The 22968-nt window shown below is 70.5% G+C and carries 21 protein-coding genes; 12 read left to right on the forward strand and 9 right to left on the reverse strand.

From position 1 onward, the window contains the following. The first annotated feature begins 174 nt into the window (after positions 1–174). The 3 genes from ACWEFL_RS30310 to moaA all read left to right on the forward strand — a co-directional run bounded on the left by ACWEFL_RS30310 (position 175) and on the right by moaA (position 3387). Complete coding sequence (locus ACWEFL_RS30310) at positions 175–546, forward strand: DUF485 domain-containing protein (RefSeq protein WP_451718606.1); 372 nt, start codon at positions 175–177, stop codon at positions 544–546. After that, a complete protein-coding gene (locus ACWEFL_RS30315) occupies positions 543–2195 on the forward strand; it encodes a solute symporter family protein (RefSeq protein WP_451718608.1) in 1653 nt (550 codons plus the stop codon). Before ACWEFL_RS30310 ends, ACWEFL_RS30315 begins: the two co-directional genes overlap by 4 nt. 202 nt (positions 2196–2397) lie before the next feature. After that, a complete protein-coding gene (moaA, locus tag ACWEFL_RS30320) occupies positions 2398–3387 on the forward strand; it encodes a GTP 3',8-cyclase MoaA (RefSeq protein WP_451718696.1) in 990 nt (329 codons plus the stop codon). A gap of 97 nt (positions 3388–3484) precedes the next feature. On the opposite strand, the gene ACWEFL_RS30325 is transcribed toward moaA, so the two are convergent. Together ACWEFL_RS30325 and ACWEFL_RS30330 are read right to left on the reverse strand one after the other, a co-directional pair. Further along, positions 3485–3760 (reverse strand): hypothetical protein, encoded by a 276-nt coding sequence (locus tag ACWEFL_RS30325; RefSeq protein ID WP_451718610.1) that lies wholly within the window; start codon positions 3758–3760, stop codon positions 3485–3487. 177 nt (positions 3761–3937) lie between these two features. Then, positions 3938–4348 carry a DUF3099 domain-containing protein gene (locus tag ACWEFL_RS30330; RefSeq protein ID WP_451718612.1) on the reverse strand — a complete coding sequence of 137 codons (411 nt, stop codon included), beginning with the start codon at positions 4346–4348 and terminating at the stop codon, positions 3938–3940. Positions 4349–4563: 215 nt separating this feature from the next. Here ACWEFL_RS30330 and ACWEFL_RS30335 point away from each other — a divergent pair, with 215 nt between their 5' ends. Further along, positions 4564–4839 (forward strand): GlsB/YeaQ/YmgE family stress response membrane protein, encoded by a 276-nt coding sequence (locus ACWEFL_RS30335; protein WP_451718615.1) that lies wholly within the window; start codon positions 4564–4566, stop codon positions 4837–4839. 144 nt (positions 4840–4983) lie between these two features. On the opposite strand, the gene tyrS is transcribed toward ACWEFL_RS30335, so the two are convergent. The 3 genes from tyrS to ACWEFL_RS30350 form a co-directional block, all read right to left on the reverse strand. Then, positions 4984–6246, reverse strand: a complete 1263-nt coding sequence (gene tyrS, locus ACWEFL_RS30340; RefSeq protein WP_451718618.1) for a tyrosine--tRNA ligase — start codon at positions 6244–6246, stop codon at positions 4984–4986. Positions 6247–6371: 125 nt separating this feature from the next. Then, positions 6372–7763 (reverse strand): metallopeptidase TldD-related protein, encoded by a 1392-nt coding sequence (locus ACWEFL_RS30345; protein WP_451718620.1) that lies wholly within the window; start codon positions 7761–7763, stop codon positions 6372–6374. 130 nt (positions 7764–7893) lie between these two features. Next, on the reverse strand, positions 7894–9438 hold the full coding sequence (locus ACWEFL_RS30350; RefSeq protein WP_451718622.1) for a TldD/PmbA family protein: 1545 nt from the start codon (positions 9436–9438) through the stop codon (positions 7894–7896). 253 nt (positions 9439–9691) lie between these two features. On the opposite strand from ACWEFL_RS30350, the gene fabG reads away from it, so the two are divergent. From fabG to ACWEFL_RS30365, 3 genes are all read left to right on the forward strand, one after another. Beyond that, a complete protein-coding gene (gene fabG / locus ACWEFL_RS30355) occupies positions 9692–10411 on the forward strand; it encodes a 3-oxoacyl-[acyl-carrier-protein] reductase (protein WP_451718625.1) in 720 nt (239 codons plus the stop codon). A gap of 5 nt (positions 10412–10416) precedes the next feature. Beyond that, positions 10417–11190: an enoyl-ACP reductase FabI gene (gene fabI, locus ACWEFL_RS30360; protein WP_451718627.1), complete on the forward strand. Its 774-nt coding sequence runs from the start codon at positions 10417–10419 to the stop codon at positions 11188–11190. Positions 11191–11769: 579 nt separating this feature from the next. Continuing rightward, positions 11770–12207: a hypothetical protein gene (locus ACWEFL_RS30365; protein ID WP_451718629.1), complete on the forward strand. Its 438-nt coding sequence runs from the start codon at positions 11770–11772 to the stop codon at positions 12205–12207. Here ACWEFL_RS30365 and ACWEFL_RS30370 read toward each other — a convergent pair. Beyond that, positions 12170–12844 carry a FadR/GntR family transcriptional regulator gene (locus ACWEFL_RS30370; RefSeq protein WP_451718632.1) on the reverse strand — a complete coding sequence of 225 codons (675 nt, stop codon included), beginning with the start codon at positions 12842–12844 and terminating at the stop codon, positions 12170–12172. The two genes, ACWEFL_RS30365 and ACWEFL_RS30370, sit on opposite strands and share 38 nt — an antisense overlap. A gap of 314 nt (positions 12845–13158) precedes the next feature. On the opposite strand from ACWEFL_RS30370, the gene ACWEFL_RS30375 reads away from it, so the two are divergent. The 4 genes from ACWEFL_RS30375 to ACWEFL_RS30390 all read left to right on the forward strand — a co-directional run bounded on the left by ACWEFL_RS30375 (position 13159) and on the right by ACWEFL_RS30390 (position 15771). Continuing rightward, positions 13159–14388, forward strand: a complete 1230-nt coding sequence (locus tag ACWEFL_RS30375; protein WP_451718698.1) for a CynX/NimT family MFS transporter — start codon at positions 13159–13161, stop codon at positions 14386–14388. A 4-nt stretch (positions 14389–14392) separates the two neighbouring features. Beyond that, positions 14393–14509, forward strand: a complete 117-nt coding sequence (locus ACWEFL_RS30380; protein WP_399250290.1) for an SGM_5486 family transporter-associated protein — start codon at positions 14393–14395, stop codon at positions 14507–14509. Between the two features lie 178 nt (positions 14510–14687). Beyond that, entirely contained in the window at positions 14688–14888 is a 201-nt protein-coding gene (locus ACWEFL_RS30385) for a hypothetical protein (protein WP_451718634.1), read from the forward strand. 331 nt (positions 14889–15219) lie between these two features. Then, positions 15220–15771 (forward strand): SixA phosphatase family protein, encoded by a 552-nt coding sequence (locus ACWEFL_RS30390; RefSeq protein WP_451718636.1) that lies wholly within the window; start codon positions 15220–15222, stop codon positions 15769–15771. A 295-nt stretch (positions 15772–16066) separates the two neighbouring features. On the opposite strand, the gene serB is transcribed toward ACWEFL_RS30390, so the two are convergent. Then, positions 16067–17299, reverse strand: a complete 1233-nt coding sequence (gene serB / locus ACWEFL_RS30395) for a phosphoserine phosphatase SerB (RefSeq protein ID WP_451718639.1) — start codon at positions 17297–17299, stop codon at positions 16067–16069. Between the two features lie 133 nt (positions 17300–17432). Then, entirely contained in the window at positions 17433–19094 is a 1662-nt protein-coding gene (locus ACWEFL_RS30400) for a streptophobe family protein (RefSeq protein ID WP_451718642.1), read from the reverse strand. Positions 19095–19339: 245 nt separating this feature from the next. Here ACWEFL_RS30400 and ACWEFL_RS30405 point away from each other — a divergent pair, with 245 nt between their 5' ends. After that, the gene (locus ACWEFL_RS30405) at positions 19340–21967 is read left to right on the forward strand and encodes an FHA domain-containing protein (RefSeq protein WP_451718645.1); all 2628 of its coding nucleotides are present in this window, start codon (positions 19340–19342) and stop codon (positions 21965–21967) included. A gap of 139 nt (positions 21968–22106) precedes the next feature. Here ACWEFL_RS30405 and ACWEFL_RS30410 read toward each other — a convergent pair whose 3' ends face one another. After that, positions 22107–22847 carry a transglycosylase SLT domain-containing protein gene (locus ACWEFL_RS30410; protein ID WP_451718648.1) on the reverse strand — a complete coding sequence of 247 codons (741 nt, stop codon included), beginning with the start codon at positions 22845–22847 and terminating at the stop codon, positions 22107–22109. Positions 22848–22968 lie beyond the last annotated feature (121 nt).

Raw genomic sequence — 22968 nt, forward strand, 5'->3', positions numbered from 1 at the left:
TGCGTTCGAGTGGAATCGGATCACGGCGCGAGGAAAAAAGGCCGATGTTGAACCGGTTCGGCGTGCTCACCGTGCCGTTGTCAGGGGGTGGAACGACATCACACCTCTCCCGCCCCCATGGAACGAGGTTCCGCCTTGTCCAACCCCACCGCACCCGCGTCACGAGGAGATTCCGTGGCTACCGACGCACCCCCGCCCCCGCCTCCGCCCGATACGGCGACCGGCCCGGCCCAGCCAACGACCGAGCAGTTCATCGAGGTGCAGGAGAGCGCGGAGTTCGGCGAACTGCGCCGTGCCTACCGCTCCTTCGCGTTCCCCCTCACCATCGCCTTCATCGCCTGGTACCTGCTCTATGTGCTGCTCTCCAACTACGCGGGCGGCCTGATGGGCGCCAAGGTCTTCGGCAACATCAACGTCGCCCTCGTCTTCGGCCTCGCCCAGTTCGCCACCACCTTCCTGATCGCCTGGTTCTACTCGCGCCACGCGGCCCGGAAGCTCGACCCCAGGGCCGAGGCCATCAAGTCCCGTATGGAGGCAGAGGCATGAGCGGCACCCTCCAGCTGGCCGCCGGCGGCCTCGCCACCTCGGACCTGGCCGCCGAGAGCGTCACCACCGAGCACCGGCCGCTCATCATCACCCTCTTCGCCGCCTTCGTCGTGGCGACCCTCTTCATCACCGTCTGGGCGGGACGGCAGACCAAGAGCGCCGCCGACTTCTACGCGGGCGGACGCCAGTTCACCGGATTCCAGAACGGCCTGGCCATCTCCGGCGACTACATGTCCGCCGCCTCGTTCCTCGGCATCGCCGGCGCCATCGCCCTCTTCGGCTACGACGGCTTCCTCTACTCCATCGGCTTCCTGGTGGCCTGGCTGGTCGCCCTGCTGCTGGTCGCGGAGCCGCTGCGCAACTCCGGCCGGTTCACCATGGGCGACGTCCTCGCCTACCGGATGCGCCAGCGCCCCGTCCGTACCGCCGCCGGCACCTCCACCATCGTCGTCTCCATCTTCTATCTGCTCGCCCAGATGGCGGGGGCCGGTGTGCTGGTCTCCCTGCTGCTCGGCATCACCAGCGACAGCGGCAAGGTCCTGATCGTCGCGCTCGTCGGCGTCCTGATGATCCTCTACGTCACCATCGGGGGCATGAAGGGCACCACCTGGGTCCAGATGGTCAAGGCCGTCCTGCTGATCGCCGGAACACTGCTGATCACCTTCCTGGTGCTGCTGAAGTTCAACTTCAACATCTCCGACCTGCTCGGCACCGCCGCCGACCAGAGCGGCAAGGGAGCCGCGTTCCTGGAGCCGGGACTGAAGTACGGCGCGACCGGGACGTCCAAGCTCGACTTCATCTCCCTCGGCATCGCGCTCGTCCTCGGCACCGCGGGACTGCCCCACATCCTGATCCGCTTCTACACCGTCCCCACGGCCCAGGCCGCCCGTAAGTCCGTCATCTGGGCCATCGGCATCATCGGCGCGTTCTACCTCATGACCATCGCCCTCGGCTTCGGCGCGGCGGCGATCGTGGGACAGGCCGACATCACCGCCTCCAACAAGGCCGGCAACACCGCGGCACCCCTGCTGGCCCTGCATATCGGCGGCGTCGACTCCGCGGGCGGCGCGATCCTGCTGGCGGTGATCTCCGCGGTCGCCTTCGCCACCATCCTCGCCGTCGTCGCGGGCCTCACCCTCGCCTCGTCCTCGTCCTTCGCCCACGACATCTACGCCAACGTCATCCGCAGGGGCCAGGCCACCGAGAAGGAGGAGGTCCGCGCGGCCCGCTGGGCGACCGTCGCCATCGGCGTCGTCTCCATCGCGCTCGGCGCGCTCGCCCGCGACCTCAACGTCGCCGGTCTGGTCGCCCTCGCCTTCGCGGTCGCCGCGTCCGCGAATCTGCCCACGATCCTCTACAGCCTCTTCTGGAAGAGATTCACCACCCAGGGCGCGCTGTGGTCCATCTACGGCGGCCTGATCTCCTCCGTGGTGCTGGTGCTCTTCTCACCGGTCGTCTCCGGGAAACCCACCTCGATGTTCAAGAACGCGGACTTCTACTGGTTCCCGCTGGAGAACCCGGGCATCGTCTCCATCCCCCTCGGCTTCCTCCTCGGCTGGCTCGGCTCCGTACTGACCAAGGAAGAGCCAGACCAGGGCAAGTACGCGGAACTGGAGGTCAAGTCCCTGACCGGGACCGGAGCCCACTGACACCGGGCCGGCAGCCGGATACGCGCGCGGCCCTGTCGTAGAGCCCCCCACGACAGGGCCGCCGGTTCGACGACAGGGCCGCGGCGTTCCCGTTCACATAGGGCTCCGCTTCTTCCCGATCACTGGCGTAGGCTCGACGCAGATCGACCCATGGCCTCGGCCACTGGATCGAACCGGATCCGAAGCGATGGGGAGGGGCTCAGTGCTCGTCGACACCTATGGCCGGGTCGCCACCGACCTGCGTGTCTCGCTGACCGACCGCTGCAATCTGCGGTGTACGTACTGCATGCCCGAAGAGGGCCTCCAGTGGCTTGCCAAGCCGGATCTGCTCACCGACGACGAGACGGTCCGGCTGATCCGCGTCGCCGTCACCGGCCTCGGTGTCACCGACGTCCGCTTCACCGGAGGCGAGCCGCTGCTGCGGCCCGGCCTCGTCGGCATTGTGGAGCGAACCGCCGCGCTCCTGCCACGCCCCCGAATATCGCTGACCACCAATGGCATCGGCCTCGGACGCACGGCGGCGGCCCTGAAGGCCGCCGGCCTCGACCGGGTCAACGTCTCCCTCGACACCCTGCGGCCCGAGGCGTTCAAGGCCCTCACCCGCCGCGACCGCCACCACGACGTCCTGGACGGCCTCCGGGCCGCTCGGGAAGCAGGACTCACCCCCGTCAAGGTGAATACGGTCCTGATGCCCGGCCTCAACGACGACGAGGCCCCCGAACTGCTCGCCTGGGCCGTCGACCACGGCTATGAGCTGCGCTTCATCGAACAGATGCCGCTCGACGCCCAGCACGGCTGGAAGCGCGACGGGATGATCACCGCGGGTGACATCCTCACATCGCTGCGTACGCGCTTCACCCTCACGGCCGAGGACGAGGGCGAGCGGGGCTCCGCACCCGCCGAACGCTGGATCGTGGACGGCGGGCCGCACCGGGTCGGAGTGATCGCCTCGGTCACCCGTCCCTTCTGCGCCGCCTGCGACCGCACCCGCCTCACCGCCGACGGCCAGATCCGCACCTGCCTGTTCGCCCGCGAGGAGACGGACCTGCGGGACGCGCTGCGCTCGGGCGCGACCGACGAGGAGATCGCCCGTCTGTGGAAGCGGGCGACGCTCGGCAAGAAGGCGGGCTCGGGGCTGGACGATCCGGCCTTCCTCCAGCCGCAGCGCCCGATGTCATCGATCGGAGGCTGAGCGGCCCGGCGGCCCTCGCCCGGCAGCCCTCCCGCGAGTCCCGCCAGGGCCTCGGGGAGTCCTGCGGACCCTGCGGATCCTATGAACCCTGCGGATCCTATGAACCCTGTGGGCCCGCCGAGTCCGGGGCATCCGGTGAAGGCCGGTCACCGCGGGCGTTCCACTCCGCCGGCGTCACGACCTCCTTCAGAAAACCGCGTATGTCAAGGAAGTTGGACAGATGCGCGCGGTGCTCGTCGCACGCGGCCCAGGTCTTACGGCGCTCGGGGGTGTGCAGCTTCGGATTGTTCCAGGCCAGCACCCACACCGCGGCGGCACGGCAGCCCTTGGCCGAACAGATCGGGTTCTCGTCGTTCACCGGGTCAGTACTCACCGGATCATTGTCCACAGAGGATCATCGCCCTCAAAGGCGACGCCGAGCAGCCACGGGGGGAGCTGCCCGGCGTCGGTCCGTCGCTCCGACGGGGGATGCGGAGCGCGTACGAAGTATGTCACGGGTACCGGGGTGTGGTGCACCGGAACTTCATGATTGATCTGAGCTTTTCTTGAGCTAGCGAACGCCGCTGAATCCGCCCCGGTCCCGACCATGACCGTCTCCGTCGAAGGCCGCGCCTTCCGCCTCGGATTCCGTCGCCGGCGCCGCGGACGCTGCCGAAGTCGCCGGAATCGGCGCGATCATGGGCCGGGACGGCATCGGAACGAAAGTCGACGGAAGCGAAGGAGGCCGCTCCCGGCCCGCGTTGGCGATGACGACGGCGACGTAGGGGAGGAGCATGCCGAGCACCACGGCCACGATCGCCACATGGCGTTCCACATTCCACAGCACCGCGGCGAGCACCACGGACACGGTCCGCACCGACATCGAGATGACATAGCGGCGCTGCCGGCTGCGCACATCGTCGGCCAGCCCCTGCCGGGCTCCCGTGATCCGGAAGACCTCCGCGCCGGCTTGCTTCCGCATGACGTTCCACCACCCGATGTGTGCGGGACGCTCCCCGGTCCCGGCCGGGTTCCACGGTACGCCGCACCTGCGCCGCCCAGGAGAGGGGGTCGGCCTCCGGCCGAGTACCGGGCCTCCGCCGTACCGCGTATGGCGCCGCCCGACATGCGCCGTATGGCGGATAAGCCCAGAATGACGGCGTAACTGCTCGCGCAGGGCCTTTCAAGGAGGCGACCATGGGCTGGTTGTGGGCGATCATCGTGGGATTCGTGCTGGGTTTGATCGCCAAGGCGATCCTGCCGGGCAAACAGCATCTCCCCTTGTGGCTGGCGACCGTCTGCGGCATCGGCGGCGCCGCGATCGGCAACTGGATCGCCGCGGGCCTGGGGGTCAGGGAGACGGCGGGCATCGACTGGAGCCGTCACCTGTTCCAGATCGTCGCCGCGATCATCCTCGTCTTCCTGGGCGACCGGGCCTGGACGGCCATGCGGGGCAGAAAACAGAGAGCCTGACCCACCGGGGCCCGGCTCCGGCACGGGGAAGGCCGGGGTACACCGGCACGGGGAAGGCCGGGGTACACCGGCACGGAAGACGGCCGCGGCCGGACGGACACCTCGTCCGTCCGGCCGCGGGCCGTACCGCGCACGAGCCGCGGGTCAGCCGATCTCCACCGCGGCCAGGTTCTTCTTGCCCCGGCGCAGCACCAGCCACCGCCCGTGCAGCAGCTCGTCGCGGGCCGGAACCGTGTCCTGGGCCGTGACCTTCACATTGTTCACGTAGGCCCCGCCCTCCTGCACGGTACGGCGGGCCGCCGACTTGCTGGCCACCAGACCGACCTCGGCGAAGAGATCCACCACCGGAGCCGGCTCGGCGACCTGGATCCGCGGCAGCTCGGACAGGGCCGCCCGCAGCGTCGGCTCGTCCAGCTCGCTCAGCTCCGCCTGCCCGAACAGCGCCTTGGAGGCGTGCACCGCCGCCGCGCACTCGTCGGCGCCGTGCACCAGCGTCGTCAGCTCCTCCGCCAGCGCCCGCTGGGCGGCCCGCATCTGGGGGCGCTCCTCGGTCAGCCGCTCCAGCTCCACGATCTCCTCACGGGACGCGAAGCTGAAGATCCGCAGGAACTTGGAGACATCCCGGTCGTCGGCGTTCAGCCAGAACTGGTAGAAGGCGTACGGAGAGGTCCGCTCGGCGTCCAGCCAGACCGTGCCCGACTCCGTCTTGCCGAACTTGGTGCCGTCGGCCTTGGTGATCAGCGGCGTGGCCAGGGCGTGCACCTGCGCTTCCGGAGCGACCCGGTGGATCAGATCGGTGCCCGCGGTGAGGTTGCCCCACTGGTCGCTGCCGCCGGTCTGCAGGACACAGCCGTGGCGGCGGTACAGCTCCAGGTAGTCCATACCCTGCAGGATCTGGTAGCTGAACTCGGTGTAGCTGATGCCCGCGTCCGAGTTCAGCCGCCGCGCGACCGCCTCCTTCGCGATCATCTTGTTGACCCGGAAGTACTTGCCGACATCCCGCAGGAAGTCGATCGCCGACAGCCCCTGAGTCCAGTCCAGGTTGTTGACCATGGTCGCGGCGTACGGCCCCTCGAAGTCGAGGAACCGCTCGATCTGCCCGCGCAGCCGGCCCACCCACTCCGCGACGGTCTCGGGCGCGTTCAGCGTGCGCTCCGAGTTCGGCTTCGGGTCGCCGATCAGGCCCGTCGCCCCGCCCACCAGCCCCAGCGGGAGGTTTCCCGCCTGCTGAATCCGGCGCATGGTGAGGATCTGGACCAGATTGCCGAGATGCAGGCTCGGCGCGGTCGGGTCGAAACCGCAATAGAACGTGACGGGACCGTCCGCGAACGCCTTCCGCAATGCGTCCTCGTCAGTGGAAAGGGCGATCAGCCCGCGCCACTGCAACTCGTCGACGATATCCGTCACGTCTCTCGCGTCTCCTCGGCTGTAGGTGTTCCCGGTGCTGTGGGTGCTACCGGCGCCATGGGCGCTGCCGGCGAGGGCAGCGCCTCCCGGCCTGCCTCCCGGTTCGCCTTCCGGCTCCTTTGAGGTTATACGCCCTGGCTGACCGAGCTCATATTGAAATCGGGCACCCGGAGCGCGGGCATCGCCGCCCTGGTGAACCAGTCGCCCCACTCGCGCGGCAGCGTCTTCTCCGTACGGCCCGCCTCGGTCGCCCGGGAGAGCAGATCGACGGGCGACTCGTTGAACCGGAAATTGTTCACCTCGCCGACCACCTCGCCGTTCTCCACGAGATACACCCCGTCCCTGGTCAGCCCGGTGAGCAGCAGCGTCGCCGGGTCGACCTCACGGATGTACCAGAGGCAGGTCAGCAGCAGCCCGCGCGCGGTCGCCCGGACCATCTCGTCCAGCGAGCGGTCGCCGCCGCCGTCCAGGATCAGATTTCCGGCGCCGGGCGCGACCGGCAGCCCGGTGAGACCCGCACTGTGCCGGGTGGTCACCAGATGCGCCAGCTTTCCGCCGCGCACCCAGTCCGTCGCCGCCAGCGGCAGCCCGTTGTCGAAGACGGAGGCGTCGTCGCCGGAGGCGTGCGCGATCACGAACGGCGACGACTCCAGACCCGGCTCGTCAGGGTCGCTGCGCAGGTTCAGCGGCAGCGGGGAGAGCGTCTCGCCCACCCTCGTCCCGCCGCCGGGCTTGGAGAAGACCGTACGGCCCTCCGCCGCGTCCCGCGCCGTCGACGACCACAGCTGGTAGATCAGCAGATCCGCCACCGCGGTGGGCGGCAGCAGCGTCTCGTACCGCCCGGCGGGCAGCTCGACCCGCCGCTCGGCCCAGCCGAGCCGCTGTGCCAGCTCCGCGTCGAGCGTGGCCGGGTCCACGTCCTTGAAGTCCCGCGTGGCCCGCCCTGCCCAGGCGGACCGCGAGCGGTCCGGAGACTTGGCGTTCAGCTCCAGCGTCCCGTTGGGCTGGTCATGCCGTAGCCGCAGCCCCGTCGAGGTGCCCAGGAAGGTGGAGGACAGCTCATGGTTGGCGAAGCCGTACAGCTCCCGCCCGCCCGCGCGGGCACGGGCGAACGACTCGCCCAGCGCGGGCGCGAAGTCCGCGAAGACGGCCGGCGACGTCTCGGCGGGCGAGTCCCTGAAGCCTCCGGACGCCTCGCGCCCCGCCACCAGCGGCTGAGCGTCCTCGGCGGGCTCGGACGTACGGGCCGCCGCCTCCGCCGCCCGCACCAGCGGCTCCAGGTCCTCGGCGGTCACGGCGGACCGGGACACCACCCCGGACGCCGTCCCCTCGGCGCCGTTCACGGTCGCGATGACGGTGAGCGTACGGCCCCGGGTGACACCGTTGGTGGTGAGGGCGTTGGCGGCCCAGCGGAGATTGGCGGAGGAGTGCTCGTCGGCGATGACGACGCAGTCGTCCGCAGTGGAGAGTTCGAGGGCGCGCTCGACGATCTCGTACGGCTTGCTGTCACGGCTCATCGGCCGGCCTCCTGCTCGGTGCTGTGCTGACCCGCTCTGTGGTGATCCGCTCCGCGGTGACCCGCTCCGGCGTGACCGCTCATCGTGTCCGCGCGGCCCCCGGACCCCCTGCCCGCGTGGTGGTGGCCCGTCATCGGCCGGCCTCCTGCGTCGTGTTCAGGATGTTGACGCCGCGGAACAGGGCCGACGGGCAGCCGTGGGAGACGGCGGCGACCTGGCCGGGCTGCGCCTTGCCGCAGTTGAACGCGCCGCCCAGCACATAGGTCTGCGGGCCGCCCACCTGCTCCAGCGAGCCCCAGAAGTCCGTCGTCGTCGCCTGGTACGCCACATCCCGCAGCTGACCCGCCAGCCGGCCGTTCTCGATCCGGAAGAACCGCTGTCCGGTGAACTGGAAGTTGTACCGCTGCATGTCGATCGACCACGAGCGGTCGCCGACGACATAGATCCCGCGCTCGACCCCGCCGATCAGATCCTCCGTCGACAGGCCGCCCACCGCGGGCTGGAGGGAGACGTTCGCCATGCGCTGCACCGGCACATGGCCGGGGGAGTCCGCGTAGGCGCAGCCGTTGGAGCGGCCCAGACCCGTCAGCTTCGCGATCCGCCGGTCCAGCTGGTAGCCCACCAGCGTGCCGTTTCTGACCAGGTCCCAGGACTGGGCCTGCACGCCCTCGTCGTCGTAGCCGATCGTCGCGAGGCCGTGTTCGGCGGTGCGGTCGCCGGTCACATTCATCACCGACGACCCGTACTCCAGCTTCCCCAGCTTGTCGAAGGTGGCGAAGGAGGTCCCCGCGTACGCGGCCTCGTAGCCCAGCGCCCGGTCCAGCTCGGTGGCGTGCCCGACGGACTCGTGGATGGTGAGCCAGAGGTTCGAGGGGTCGACGACCAGGTCGTACCGCCCCGCCTCGACGCTCGGGGCGCGCATCTTCTCCGCCAGCAGCTCGGGGATCCGCTCCAGCTCGGTGTCCCAGTCCCAGCCGGTGCCGGTCAGATACTCCCAGCCGCGGCCGACCGGCGGCGCGATCGTCCGCATCGAGTCGAACTCGCCGGTCGTCTCGTCCACGGCGACCGCCGTGAGCTGAGGATGCAGCCGCACCCGCTGCTGGGTGGTCACGGTGCCCGCCGTGTCCGCGTAGAACTTGTTCTCCTGCACGGTGAGCAGCGAGGCGTCCACATGCGCGACGCCGTCCGCCGCGAGCAGCCGGCTGCTCCATCCGGCCAGCAGCGCCGTCTTCTCGTCGTCGGCCACATCGAACGGGTTGATCTCGTACGACGAGATCCACGTCCTGTCGGTGTGCACCGGCTCGTCGGCCAGCTCCACCCGGCCTCCGAGTTCGCCGGGCCCCCCGGAGGGACCCGCCGCCGCGATCACCTCCGCCGACAGCCGCGCCATCGCGACCGCCTGGCCCGCGACCCTGGCCGCCGCGTCCATGGTCAGATCGACCCCGGAGGCGAAGCCCCACGCCCCGCCGTGCACGACCCGTACCGCGTACCCGAGATCCGTGGTGTCCGACGAAGCGGCCGGCTTGGCGTCCCGCAGACGCCAGGCCGCGCTGCGCACGCGCTCGAAACGGAAGTCGGCGTGGTCGGCGCCGAGTGCCCGCGCCCGGGCGAGCGCCGCGTCGGCGAGCGCCCTCAGCGGCAGCGCCAGGAACGCCGCGTCGATGGAATGAGGCACGAATGTCTCCTGTCGTTGAGACCGGCCGCCTCGGTTCGCTGAACCGGTCGTCCCGATCATGTCGCGCCGGAGGGTTCGTTGCCCAGCGGCTTACAGTGCCGTTGCACGGCGGCTTTCTGTAGGGACCCGACAGCGACGCGCGAGAGGCGCTGTCAGGGCCCGATTCTCCGGGAGCGTCGCGGGACCGATAGTTTCGGGGGTAATGGGGGATACCAGTCCGCATTCGAAAGTCCGCAATCGAAAGGGTGATCCGTTGAGCCGCTCGGTTCTCGTCACCGGAGGAAACCGGGGCATCGGCCTCGCCATCGCCCGCGCGTTCGCCGACGCGGGCGACAAGGTCGCGATCACATACCGCTCCGGCGAGCCGCCCGAGGCCCTGACGCAACTGGGCTGCCTCGCCGTCAGGTGCGACATCACCGACACCGAGCAGGTGGAGCAGGCGTACAAAGAGATCGAGGAGAAGCACGGTCCGGTGGAGGTGCTGGTCGCCAACGCGGGCATCACCAAGGACCAGTTGCTGATGCGGATGTCGGAGGAGGACTTCGTCTCCGTACTCGACACCAACCTCACCGGCACCTTCCGGGTCGTCAAGCGGGCCAACCGGGCGATGCTGCGCGCCAAGAAGGGCCGCGTCGTGCTGATCTCCTCCGTCGTGGGGCTGCTCGGTTCGGCGGGGCAGGCCAACTACGCCGCCTCCAAGTCCGCTCTGGTGGGCTTCGCCCGTTCGCTCGCCAGGGAGCTCGGCTCCCGGAACATCACCTTCAACGTCGTCGCGCCCGGCTTTGTCGACACGGACATGACCCAGGCGCTCAGCGACGAGCAGCGCGCGGGCATCGTCGCCCAGGTGCCGCTCGGCCGTTACGCGCTGCCGGAGGAGGTCGCCGCCGCCGTGCGCTTCCTCGCCTCCGACGACGCCTCGTACATCACTGGAGCCGTCATTCCCGTTGACGGCGGATTGGGCATGGGTCACTGACCGATATGAGCGGAATCCTCGCCGGCAAGCGCATTCTCGTCACGGGAGTCCTCACCGATTCCTCCATCGCCTTCCACGCGGCCAAGGTGGCGCAGGAGGAGGGCGCGGAGGTCATCCTGACCGGCTTCGGCCGGCTCTCCCTCGTCGAGCGCATCTCGAAGCGGCTGCCCAAGACCGCACCCGTCATCGAACTGGACGTCACCAACCAGGAGCACATGGACGCACTCGCGGACCGGATTCGCGAGCACTCCAGCGACGACTCCGGGCTCGACGGCATCGTGCATTCGATCGCCTTCGGCCCGCAGGGCGCGTTCAACTTCCTGGAGGCGGGCTGGGAAGACGTCTCGACGGCGGTCCAGGTCTCCGCGTACTCCTACAAGTCGCTGGCCATGGCCTGTCTGCCGCTGATGGAGCAGCGCGGCGGGTCGATCGTCGGCCTCACCTTCGACGCCACCATCGCCTGGCCGAAGTACGACTGGATGGGCGTGGCCAAGGCGGCCCTGGAGTCCACCAACCGCTATCTCGCGCGGGATCTCGGCCCGAAGGGCATCCGCTGCAACCTGGTCTCGGCGGGCCCGCTCAAGTCGATGGCCGCCAAGTCCATCCCCGGCTTCGAGGACCTGGCGGACGTGTGGAACCACCGCGCTCCCATCGGCTGGGACCTCGCCGACCCGGACCCGGCCGGCCGTGGCGTCGTCGGCCTGCTGTCGGACTTCTTCCCTCGTACGACGGGTGAGGTGGTTCACGTGGACGGCGGGGTCCACATGATGGGCGCGTAGTCGCCTGCGGCGGGCTTCGGGGGCCCGCGTCGGTCCGGCTGTCCGGGCCCGGCGCGGGCCCCCGGCACGCTGCGGGGCCTGGCCCCGGGTTCGTGCTGCCTTCGGCGATCGGTCGAGGGCAGCGTTGCGCCGGTGCGCGGTGCGCGGTGCGCGGTGCGCGGTGCGCGGGTCGTCGGGTTCGCCGGGACAGGCCAGGGCCCCGGGCTCGGTTCCGGTTCGGTTCGTCTGCGATGGACGTGCCCGCATGGGCGGCGCGCGGAGAGTGGCGGGCGGGTGAGCGTGCCGGGTGCCCCCCGGACGTACCGGACACCGAGCCCGCACGCGTACCGCCACGCGGCACCCACGTGCTCGCCCCGCGTCCGCCGAGGATCCGTTCCGGCGGCGGAACCCGGTCGTACGGCAGCCGTGACCGCAGCGGAACCACGCTCCGTCCCCGCGCTCGGCGCGGCGGCGGGGCGTCGCCCATTCGGCCCCCAAGGCGCGCGGTGCGCTGCCGGACGGGTGAGGGTGGAGACGCAATCCCCCTTGTGGTGCAGCCGCGGCCGACGTGCCGCCGGTACGGCCGAGGAGGTCCCGCCTGTGCGTACGATCCTGAGGTCCGCCCCCGCACTCGCCACGGTGGCGATGCTGCTGTGGGCGACGACCGGGGTCGTGTACGGCGCGATAGGCGGCTCCCGTTCGGACGCGGGCGGGAAGTCGAGTGCGGCCGAACGGGCCGCGAGTGAACGGACCACGAGCGGCGAGTACGGTCCCGGCGAGCAGCCGCCCGTGTACGAGGCCGACTGCCGCATTCAGATCGAGGGCTCGCGGGCGACCGCGTACTGCCACAACGCCTACCCGGTGACCGACCGGGTCCAGATGCATGTCGAGTGCGAACGCTGGTGGGACATAGATCAGGACTCCGCGCCCGCCGAGGTCGGCCCGGCCCAGTATCTGGAGCTGACCGGCCGCTGCTGGAAGGAGATCCGCGCGGTCTGGGTCAGCCAGCGGCCCCTGACGCACGGCGCAGGCAGATGAACGCGTAGCCGGCGGCCTCCGAGGCCGCGGTGTCCCCGTCGCCCGCGCGGATCGCCTCGACCAGCCGGGCGTGGTCCAGGTGCTGTGCGGGACGCAGCCCGTCGATCATCTCGTGGCGCAGCAGATCGCCCAGGTCCGCGTACAGCTCACGGAGCACCTCGTTGTGCGCGGCGCTCACCACCGCCAGATGGAAGGTCATGTCGGCGGCGGCGAACCCTTCCGCGTCCCCCGCCTCCCACGCCGCGTCACGGCGGCCGAGCAGCGTCTCGATCTGTCTCAGGTCGCGGTCCGTGCGCCGCTCGGCCGCCAGCCGGGCGGCCGAGGACTCCAGCGTGGAGCGCACCTCGGCGATGTGCTGGGGGCTGGCCTCGGCGAACCTGCGGTGCATCACGCCCGCCAGCTCACTGGTCGCCACGACATAGGTCCCCGAGCCCTGCCGGATGTCCAGCAGGCCGTTGTGCGCGAGGGCGCGGACCGCCTCCCGGACGGTGTTGCGCGCCACACCCAGCTGTTCGACGAGCGCCGGCTCGGTGGGGATCCGTGAGCCGACCGGCCACTCACCGGACGTGATCTGGTTGCGCAGCTGGGCGATCACCTGGTCGGTGAGCCCCGACCGCCGTGGCGATGTCAGCGACATTCGTGCAGCTCCTATAGCCCGTGGCCCCGGCCGTGTCCGCGGCTGTGCCCGTGGTGGATCAGTATGGCCCGTTCCATGGTCGTACCGGGTGCGCCGATAGTGACTGGTTCGTGATTGGACAATCAATCATCCCATGATTCTATGATGGCTCCATGTCTGACGAGACCCAGACCCAGACCCAGACCCGGAGCCGGCCCGGGATCCGGGACCAGCGCCTGAAGCGGCGTCCGAACCCCCGGCCCACCGATCGCCCGTCCGTGGCGTCCCAGCCTCTCCGGTCCTCACGGAACACGGTCTGGTTCACCCGGATCGCCATGGCGGCCCTCGTGCTGGCCGCGCTCAACCTCCGCCCCGCCATCGCCAGCCTCGGCGCACTCCTCGAAGAGGCGCGGGCCGGGCTCCAGATGAGCGGCACGGTCGCCGGACTCCTCACGTCCGTACCGGTGCTCACCTTCGCGATCTTCGGAATCGCGGCTCCGCGCCTCGCCCGCCGCTTCGGGCCCGCCGCGGTCGTCTGCGCGGGCATGGCCGCGATCGCCGTCGGGCTGCTGATCAGGCCCTTCGCCGGAGGCACGGTCGGATTCCTCGTGGCCAGCGCGCTCGCGCTCATGGGCATCGCCGTCAGCAACATCCTGATGCCGGTGATCGTCAAGCGGTACTTCCCCGGGCGCGTCGGCACGATGACCGGGCTCTACTCCATGGCCCTGGCGATCGGCACCTCGGCCGCCGCCGCGGCGACCGTCCCCATGACCCATGCGATGGGGGGCGGCTGGCAGACCGGTCTCGCGGTCTGGGGGCTCCTCGCCGCTGTCGCCGTGGTGCCCTGGACCGTTCTGGCGCGCGCCCGCCGGGGCGCGGCGGAGCCGGAGGCACGCCGGAGCGCGGTCAAGCCCGACGCGGCGGAGAAGCCCGACGCGGCGGTGGAGCCCCAAGCGGTACGGAATGCTCCCGCCCCCGGGATCGTGCGCAGCCCGACGGCCTGGGCGCTCGCGGTCTTCTTCGGGCTCCAGTCCACCGGCGCCTACATCACCTTGGGCTGGATGCCCCAGATCTTCCGGGACGCGGGTGTGCCGGCGGGCACCGCGGGGGTGCTGCTCGCCGTGACCATGGTCATGGGCGTCCCGCTCGCCTTCGTCATCCCCCGGCTCGCCACCCGGTTCAGGAACCAGGGGCCCATCGTCGTCGTCCTCGGACTGTCCGGGCTGACCGGCTACGCGGGCCTGTTCTTCGCGCCGGCCGCCGGAGCCTGGGCCTGGGCGCTGCTGCTCGGCGTCTCGAACTGCGCCTTCCCGCTCGCGCTGACCATGATCGGGATGCGGTCGAGCACGGCCTCCGGTGTCGTACGGCTCTCCGCGTTCTCCCAGTCCGTCGGCTATCTGCTCTCCATTCCCGGCCCGCTGCTGGTGGGCTTCCTCTACCAGCACAGCGGCGGCTGGAGCGTGCCGATCGCGCTGATGGCGGGGCTCCTCGTACCGCAGATGGTGTTCGGGGCGCTGGCAGGGAGGGACCGGACGATCGAGGACGAGACCGGGATGCGAGACTGAGGCCATGCCAGTGCTCGACCCGAATCCGCAGAACGGTCAGAAGAAGCTCCTCCTCGTCTTCGGGACGATGATCGCCTTCTTCGTGGTGGTGGGGATCATCGCGACCATCGCCTCACCCTGACAGGGCCGTTGGCCATCCCCGGGATGGTGGTGCCAGCACCACCATCCCCTAGGGGGCCAGGGTCAGGGGCAAGTGGGTGGCTCACCGGATGGGCCCGGGAGCGCGTGATCCGTAGGTTTGAGGCAATCGACCGCAAACCCCCGGATCGGGGCTCAGTACTCAGCCCGAGGAGGCGGCCATGTCGGCCCACACGCCCACCCCTTCCCCCGCCAAGGGCGGCGTCGACAGCCGGCTTCCCTGGTGGGCGCTGGCACTGCCGGTCCTCGCCTTCGTCCTTCTGCTCCTCATGATCGCTGACCCCGCGCAGGCACAGTCCGGCGGCGGTGACCCGGCGATCGCCCGCGTACTGGAGCACATCCGGCTCGTCCTGACCCGCTGAGCGGCGGACCGCGGACGGGGGACCGGCAGCCCGCAGCCCGGCAGCCGACTGACCCGCTGAACCCCTGGATCCGCAGACCCCTTGAATCTGCAGACCCCCTGGATCAGTAGACCCCCTGGATCCGCAGGCCCGCCCCGCCGTCCTGCTCGCGGCCATGCCACTCCCGGTCACCGGCGGACCACTCCCGGTACCGGCGAAGACCGCCCTCCCGCCTCCACGGCCGGGCCGCCCGAGGCACCGGCCGACGCGCCCGCCGCCGGGTCGCATGTCGCAGGGAGGAGCACGTCAACACCCCGCGCCCAAAGGAGCGTTTCGTGCGAAGCTGGGGGGCATGAGCGTCGCCACGTCTTCCGGGGGGACAAGCCCCGGATCCCCCGAATCCCGCAGGATCGTCCTCCTCCGGCACGCCAAGGCCGACTGGCCGCAGGTGTCCGACCACGACCGCCCACTCGCCGAGCGTGGCCGCAAGGACGCCCCCGTGGCGGGCCGCCGGCTCGCCGACACCGGAATCACCTTCGATCTGGCCCTGTGCTCCACCGCCGCCAGAACACGAGAGACGTGGAAGCTGGCGGTGCACGAACTGCCGGACCGGCCCCGGACGGTGTACGAGGAGAGGCTGTACGACGCCTCCCTCGGCGAACTCATCGCCGTGGTGAACGAAGTCCCGGACGAGGTGAACAACGTCCTCCTGATCGGTCACAACCCCGGAATGCACGCGCTCGCCGACGCCCTCTCGGGCGAGGCCGAGGACGGTCTGATGTCCCGGATGAGCCGCAGCGGCTTCCCCACGTCGGCCTTCGCGATCATCGGCCTCACCGGCTCGTGGAAGACCGTGGAACACGGCGTCGGCAGGCTGCTCGACTACTGGACTCCGCACGACTGACCCGCGCCCGGTCCGTGTCCCGTCCGTGTCCGGTCCGCTACGTTCCGCGACCGGACCGCCACCCGACCGCCACCCGACCGCGACCGGTCCACGACCAGCGCCGAAGACCGTTCCCAGGGCTGCGGGCACCAGTGCCCGCAGCCCACGACGGGCCCCCGGCGACCGCCGTGCTCGGCACTCCCGGCCCGTACACGCGAGGAACGTCCGCCACCAGCGGTCCCTACCGCACCCGGCACACGCGTGCCCCGGCGTGACCGATCGCGCCGGGGCACTCTCGTGTCCGCCCGAGAACGGATCAGTGCTCGACGCCCGCGCCGTCGGCACCGTCGCCGTCGGCTGCCTCGACCTCTTCACGTGTGATGCCCAGCAGATAGAGCACGGTGTCGAGGAACGGCACGTTCACCGCGGTGTGCGCGGCCTGCCGGACCACCGGCTTGGCGTTGAACGCGACCCCGAGTCCGGCCGCGTTCAGCATGTCCAGATCATTGGCGCCATCACCGATCGCCACCGTCTGCGCCAGCGGCACGCCCGCCTCGGCGGCGAATCTGCGCAGCAGCCGCGCCTTCCCCGCCCGGTCCACGATCTCACCGGTCACCCGCCCGGTGAGCTTCCCGTCGACGATCTCCAGCGTGTTCGCCGAGGCGAAGTCGAGCCCCAGCCGCTCCCGCAGATCATCCGTGACCTGGGTGAACCCGCCCGACACCACCCCCACTTGAAACCCGAGCCGCTTGAGCGTACGGATCAGGGTCCGCGCGCCCGGAGTCATCCGCACCTCGGAGCGCACCTTGTCCACGACCGAGGCGTCCAGCCCCGCCAGCAGGGCCACCCGCGCGTGCAGCGACTGCTCGAAATCGAGCTCCCCGCGCATCGCGGCCGCCGTGACCTCGGCGACCTTGTCCTCACACCCCGCGTGCGCGGCGAACAGCTCGATCACCTCGTCCTGGATGAGGGTCGAGTCGACGTCCATCACCACGAGCCGCTGCGCACGCCGGTGCAGCCCGGCCGACACCACGGCGATGTCGACCCCGATCTCCGAGGCCCCGATCGCCAGCGCGGTGCGCAGCGCCTCCGTCTCGGCCCCGGACACCGCGAACTCGACGGCGGTGACCGGGTACTTGGCGAGCCGGAAGATCCGGTCGATGTTGCCGCCGCTGCCCGTGATCCTCGCCGCTATCGCCGCGGTCGCCTCGGCGGTCAGCGGATGCCCGAGGACGGTGACATGGGAACGGCCGCTTCCACGCGGCCGGTTGTCACCCGTGCCCGAGATGATCTCGGCCTGCAGTTTGAGGGATTCGGCCCAGCTGTGCACGGTGGCCCGCAACTCGCCCTCGTCGGTCCCGGCCGCGGTCGGCGCGGTGACCAGGGCGCACAGGACCAGGCGGCCCCGTGAGACGACCTGCTCGATGTCGATGACATCCACCGAGTAGGCGGCCAGGGTGTCGAACAGCCCAGCGGTGATACCGGGGCGGTCCTTGCCGAAGATCTTGACCAGAAGGGTGCGTACGTCGGAATTCTGCGAAGCGCTCATGGTGCTTCCACGGTAACCGTCGAAGGTCACGCCGACACGCTCCGGTCCGATAGGCGGACACCGGCCCAGGAGTGCCCGGAGCGGAGTCCCGCTCCGGGCCGCGCCGCTGCACGAAGTGTCACCGGAGCCGAGCCTACCGCCCTGACCTGGGCAGACCCGGAGGCGGCGGGCCGTCGTCCGTTCCGGGCGGGGCCTCGCCGGAACCGGGCCGCGGCCGGGAGGCGCGCGGTGGTCTCCGGGGATTCGGCGGCCGAGGGAGCGGGCCCGCCACCGTTCCCGCGTCGTGCACGTCCGGCGGTATCCGCAGATACGGGTTGGTGTCCGGGTTCGGCGGACGGTACGGCGTCGCCGGAAGGTACGGCCCCGGCTGCCCCGCCCTCCCCGCGGCCTCCGCGCCTTCCGCCGTCCGCGCTCCGTCGGCCGCGGGATGTTCTTCCCCCGGACCCCGTGTCACATACACCAGCAGTGCTCCCGCGCCGCCCGCTCCCGCACCCCACAGCGCCCCGAGCATCAGCGCCGTCCCCGCCTGGCCGTGGAGTTCGACGCCCGCTCCGAAGGCGTCGAAGCCCAGCACCGACAGCGACGCGCCCACCGAGACATCCGTCAGCCACACCAGCAGCGGCAGCGCCACGGCGGTCACGACGGCCAGCCGTACCGCGCACCGGCCCGCGAAGCCGCCCGCGCCCCGCCCGTCGGCCGGGGTACGCGCCGAGGCGAGCACGCCCGCGTACAGCATCATCACCGCGGTCGCCACGGGCAGCAGCCACACCCGGCCGTCCAGTTCCGCCAGCCTCCCCACCGTCGCCGGCTCCTGCGCCGACAGCCGGAAGAACTCGTCCAGCGGATCGGGCAGCAGCTTCGCCAGCTCACCCGTCGCCCTGCCGTCCCACGGCACGAAGAGGCCCAGCGGAATCCCCAGCCACACCCCGTTCGGAGCGCCCAGCAGCGCGGCCCCCGCGATCCGCCGGGGGTTGTCGTCGCCGATCGCCGCGTAACCGGCCGCCGCGTACCCCGCGAGGACGGCGACCAGCAACACGGACACCAGAGCCGAAGCGGCGGGCCGCACCTGGCGCCGTACTGCGTCGAGCGCCCGGGGCAGTGGCGCGCGCCGTCCCGCGAGCAGCGCGATCACCAGTACCCCGAGCACCCAGACGAGCGCGCCGACCAGCGAGTCCGCCGTGTTCACCGTGAACCCGACCGACGCCTTCGCCTCCGCCAGGTCCCCGAGCCGGTCCGGCAGCAGCCCGCCGACGTCTCCGAGGTCCCCGAGCCCGGGAATCTCGATGCCGCCGCCCCCGGCACCGGGCACCTTGTCCGCGTCGAGCCCCAGCTTCGCCCCGTCGATGGTGATCACATCGTGCCCCGCCCAGGCGAGCCCGCCCACCAGCGCGACGAACAGCACCACCACCCCGCCCGCCCGCGCGGCGAGTTCGGTCCCCGAGATGTACGCCCCCGCCCTGCGCAGCGAGCGCAGAAAGACATACGCAAGGAGCAGCGCCCCGAACAGACTCACCCCGAGTGGCGCGATATCGATGGCGGTCCGGGCCTCCGCGCCCTCCAGACCGAAGGCCGACACATCACCGGACGGCGTGACCGAGCCGTTCACCGCCAGCACCACCACGGCCGCCGTCATCGGCCCGAGCGCCCCCGCGGAATCCGCCTCCAGCAGATGGAGCCCGAGCGCGGCCGCACCGGCCATCCCGATGAGTGCCCAGCTCACAGCGGAGATGGAGGCCAGCGCCACCTCGCCCCAGGGCACTTTTCCCCTACTGCCGGACCCGCCGGCTCCGTTCATGAGAACCCCCCCGACTCCCTGCTGGGTTCGACCCAGTTGCCCCCACTCCGCATGATCCGTAATGATCCGTGTGCAGTGATGAGCGCTTACCACTGTCCGTGCGTGTTTCTCCGCCGTCAACGGTCTGCCCCGACAAGGTCCTCGCGAGGCCCGACTTCCGGATACGGGACCGCGCCTGAAATAGTTCCCCCCGATGTTCGCCATCCCTAGACTCCCTGTGACGGGGGTATTTCGGGGGACAACTAGTGGGGCATGGAGTGCGGGAACTCGTACTGGAATTGAACGGAAGAACCTGGACACTCGATCCGTCCAGGTCGTACACCCTCGGCCGGGATCCACAGGGCGATCTGGTCGTGGACGACGCAAGGGTCTCGTGGCGGCACGCCAGCATCAGCTGGAACGGCCGGAGTTGGCTGATCGAGGACCACGGGAGCACCAACGGCACCTATATAGCCGGCCAGCGCATCCACCAGAGGGACATCGGCCCGGGCTCGGCCGTGCACCTGGGCAACGCCACCGACGGTCCGCTGCTGAAACTGTCCGGAGCGGCGGCGGACGCGCACAGCGTGCAGAGCGCGTCCCCTCAGCAGGCAGCCCAGCAGGCAGCCCAACAGGCCGCGCCGGCCCAACGGAACTGGCCCCAGGCGCCCCAGGGACCCCAGGCGCCCCAGGGGCCGCAGGGGCCGCAGGCACCGCAGGCGGCGCACGCGCAGTCACCCGCGCCGCACCCTCAGCCCGTATGGCCCGACCCGCAGCAGCCCGACGCCGGGAACCAGCGGCCGATCCCCCAGCAGCAAGGACAGTCGCAGGGCCGAGGACAGGGACCGGGCGGTGCCGCGGGGGCACCACCCGTGTACGGCGACCGCAGCCCCACCACCTTCCACCAGCTGGCACTGGGCCGGGTGATGCGCATCGGCCGCGCCCTGGAGAACGAACTCGTCGTCTCCGACCTCCAGGTCTCCCGCCACCACGCCGAGTTCACCGCCACCCCCGACGGCCGCTTCCAGCTCCGCGACCTCGGCTCCCACAACGGCACCTACGTCAACGGCCAGCCGATGGCCAAGTCCGGCACCGTGTTCATCGGCCCCAGCGACATCGTCGGCGTCGGCCACTCCACCTTCCGGATCGTCGGCGACGGGCTGGAGGAGTTCGTCGACACCGGAGAGGTCTCCTTCTCCGCACGCCACCTCACGGTCACCGTCGAGGGCGGCAAGCAGATCCTGCGGGACGTCTCCTTCGGCGTACCGGAGAAGTCCCTGATCGGCGTCATCGGACCCTCCGGCTCCGGAAAGTCCACCCTGCTCAAGGCGCTCACCGGATACCGGCCCGCCAATGAGGGCGATGTCCTCTACGACAACCGCAGCCTCTACAGGCAGTTCGCCGAGCTGCGCCAGCGCATCGGCCTGGTCCCGCAGGACGACATCCTCCACAAGGAACTGACCGTCCAGAAGGCGCTCAAGTACGCGGCCAAGCTCCGCTTCCCCGGCGACACCGCCGCGGCCGAGCGCGAGGCCCGGATCGACGAGGTGCTGCGCGAGCTGAAGCTCGACATCCACAAGGACAAGAAGGTCACCTCGCTCTCCGGCGGCCAGCGCAAGCGCGTCTCCGTCGCCCTGGAACTGCTGACCAAGCCGTCGCTGATCTTCCTGGACGAGCCGACCTCCGGCCTCGACCCCGGCATGGACCGCGATGTGATGCAACTGCTGCGCGGCCTCGCCGACGACGGCCGCACGGTCCTGGTCGTCACCCACTCCGTGGCCGAGCTGGCGCTCTGCGACAAACTGCTCGTCATGGCCCCCGGCGGTGCGGTCGCCTACTTCGGCCCCCCGGAGGAAGCGCTCAACTTCTTCGGCTACACCACCTGGGCCGATGTCTTCTCCGCGTTCGAGAACTACCGCGAGTACGACTGGGCGGGCCGCTGGCGCGGATCACAGCACTACCAGATGTACGCGGCCGACATCGACGCCGTCGCACCCCAGCCGGTGAACCTGCCGTCGCCGCAGCAGATGCGCCCGCCGAAACCGCAGAGCTGGGGAGCCCAGCTCATCACTCTGATCCGCCGGTACGTCTCCGTCATCGCCTCCGACAAGGGCTTCATGGGCCTGATGGTGATCCTGCCCGCCGTCCTCGGCCTGGTCAGCGTCGTCATCCCGGCCAAATTCGGCCTCGCCGCCCCCGACGACGGCAAGTCCGCGTTCAACGCGGACGCGGGCACGATCATGCTGATCCTCGCGGTCGGCATGTGCTTCTCGGGCGCCGCCAACTCCGTACGAGAACTGATCAAGGAACGGGTCATCTACGAACGGGAGCGGGCCACCGGTCTCTCCCGCTCCGCCTATCTGATGTCCAAGGTGATCGTCCTCGGCTTCATCACGGCCCTCCAGGGCGTCATCATCTGCGGCATCGGCTTCTCCACCCGCAGGCTCCCCGAGGAGGGCCTGCTCATGCCGCCCGCGGTGGAACTCTGCCTGGCCATCACCGCCCTCGGCTTCACCTCGATGATGTTCGGCCTGGTGATCTCCTCGCTGGTGAAGACCGCCGAGAAGACGATGCCGCTGCTGGTCATGTTCGCCATCGTGCAGGTCGTGTTCACCGGCGTGCTCTTCAAGGTCTACGGCTCGCCCGGCCTTGAGCAGTTCGCCTATCTGATGCCGTCCCGCTGGGCCATCGCGGGCGCGGCCGCCACACTCGACCTGGCGCACCTGATGCCTCCGTGGGACCCGAAGAAGCCCACCGACCTGGACCCGCTCTGGGAGAGCGCCGTCTCCCAGTGGGGCATGAACCTCGGCATCCTGCTCGGGATCGGCGTCGTCTGCGGCTTCGCGGTCGCACGGCTGCTGCGCCGCCACGAGCCCGAGGTCATGCGCAAGTAGCCGGCTCCGGCCCGCGCACCGCGTATGTACCGCGTGTACGGAGTACTCCGCGTACTCCGGGCCGGCCCGCACCCGCCGATGGGCGGCGCCTCCTGGTGACAGGAGGCGCCGCCCATCGGCGTATGGACGTCTACTCGGCTCAGTAGGCGCTGAAGACGTTGTCGATCGAGCCGTAACGGTCCGCGGCGTAGTTGGCCGCGGCCACGATGTTGGAGACCGGGTGGTACAGGTCGAACGGCGTGCCGGCGACGTGGTACCTGTCGAACGTCGGCTGGATGACCTGGAGCAGGCCCTTCGACGGGATGCCGTTCCTGGCGTTGATGTCCCAGTTGTTGATGGCGCGCGGGTTGCCGCTCGACTCACGCATGATGTTGCGGTGCAGCCCGTCGTACGAACCCGGGATGTTGTGCTTCTTCATGATGTCGAGCGCCTCGCGGATCCAGCCGTCGAGGTTGTTGGCGTAGACCGGCTTGCGCGGCGTGGCGGACACGGTACGGCTGGCGGGCTGCTCGGCGGCGCGCTGCTCGGCGACGGCCTTCTTCACGGCTGCCTCGGTGGCGGCCTTCTTCACGGCGGCGTCCGCCTGGGCCTTCGCGTCGGCCTGGGCGACGGAGGCGGCCTTGGCGGCCTGTGCGATCTGGGTCTCGATCGCCGACTTCTGCGCGGAGGCACCCGTCTGCAGCGACGCGGTCTTCGCGGCGGTCGCTTCGAGGTTCACGGCGGCCGGAACGGCGGCGGCGGCCTTGGCGGGGGCGGCCTCGGCGGTGGCCGAGCCGCCACCGGGAACGAGGGTCAGGGTGATGGCTGCGACGCCGGCGGCGGCTATACCGGCGATCGAGACCCGGTGGGCCTTGGTCATTCGGGTGCTGGACGCGGACATACAGACGTACCTCTTCGCATAGGGAAGTCGCATCAGGCCGGAGCGGCGCTGCGCTCCACGGCGGGCGGCGACGAGAGGTAATTCTTAGCGCCAGCAAAAACATGTGGCAATCATGTGACAT

This window comes from Streptomyces sp. NPDC004838 (genome assembly GCF_053600955.1).

Coding starts and splice junctions, on each gene's coding strand:
- ACWEFL_RS30315 (WP_451718608.1), top strand. CDS start 543: ATGAGCGGCACCCTCCAGCTGGCCGCCGGCGGCCTCGCCACCTCGGAC.
- ACWEFL_RS30330 (WP_451718612.1), bottom strand. CDS start 4,348: ATGCGGAAGCAAGCCGGCGCGGAGGTCTTCCGGATCACGGGAGCCCGG.
- ACWEFL_RS30335 (WP_451718615.1), top strand. CDS start 4,564: ATGGGCTGGTTGTGGGCGATCATCGTGGGATTCGTGCTGGGTTTGATC.
- ACWEFL_RS30345 (WP_451718620.1), bottom strand. CDS start 7,763: ATGAGCCGTGACAGCAAGCCGTACGAGATCGTCGAGCGCGCCCTCGAA.
- fabI (WP_451718627.1), top strand. CDS start 10,417: ATGAGCGGAATCCTCGCCGGCAAGCGCATTCTCGTCACGGGAGTCCTC.
- ACWEFL_RS30370 (WP_451718632.1), bottom strand. CDS start 12,844: ATGTCGCTGACATCGCCACGGCGGTCGGGGCTCACCGACCAGGTGATC.
- ACWEFL_RS30375 (WP_451718698.1), top strand. CDS start 13,159: ATGGCGGCCCTCGTGCTGGCCGCGCTCAACCTCCGCCCCGCCATCGCC.
- ACWEFL_RS30380 (WP_399250290.1), top strand. CDS start 14,393: ATGCCAGTGCTCGACCCGAATCCGCAGAACGGTCAGAAGAAGCTCCTC.
- ACWEFL_RS30385 (WP_451718634.1), top strand. CDS start 14,688: ATGTCGGCCCACACGCCCACCCCTTCCCCCGCCAAGGGCGGCGTCGAC.
- ACWEFL_RS30390 (WP_451718636.1), top strand. CDS start 15,220: ATGAGCGTCGCCACGTCTTCCGGGGGGACAAGCCCCGGATCCCCCGAA.
- serB (WP_451718639.1), bottom strand. CDS start 17,299: ATGAGCGCTTCGCAGAATTCCGACGTACGCACCCTTCTGGTCAAGATC.
- ACWEFL_RS30400 (WP_451718642.1), bottom strand. CDS start 19,094: ATGAACGGAGCCGGCGGGTCCGGCAGTAGGGGAAAAGTGCCCTGGGGC.
- ACWEFL_RS30410 (WP_451718648.1), bottom strand. CDS start 22,847: ATGTCCGCGTCCAGCACCCGAATGACCAAGGCCCACCGGGTCTCGATC.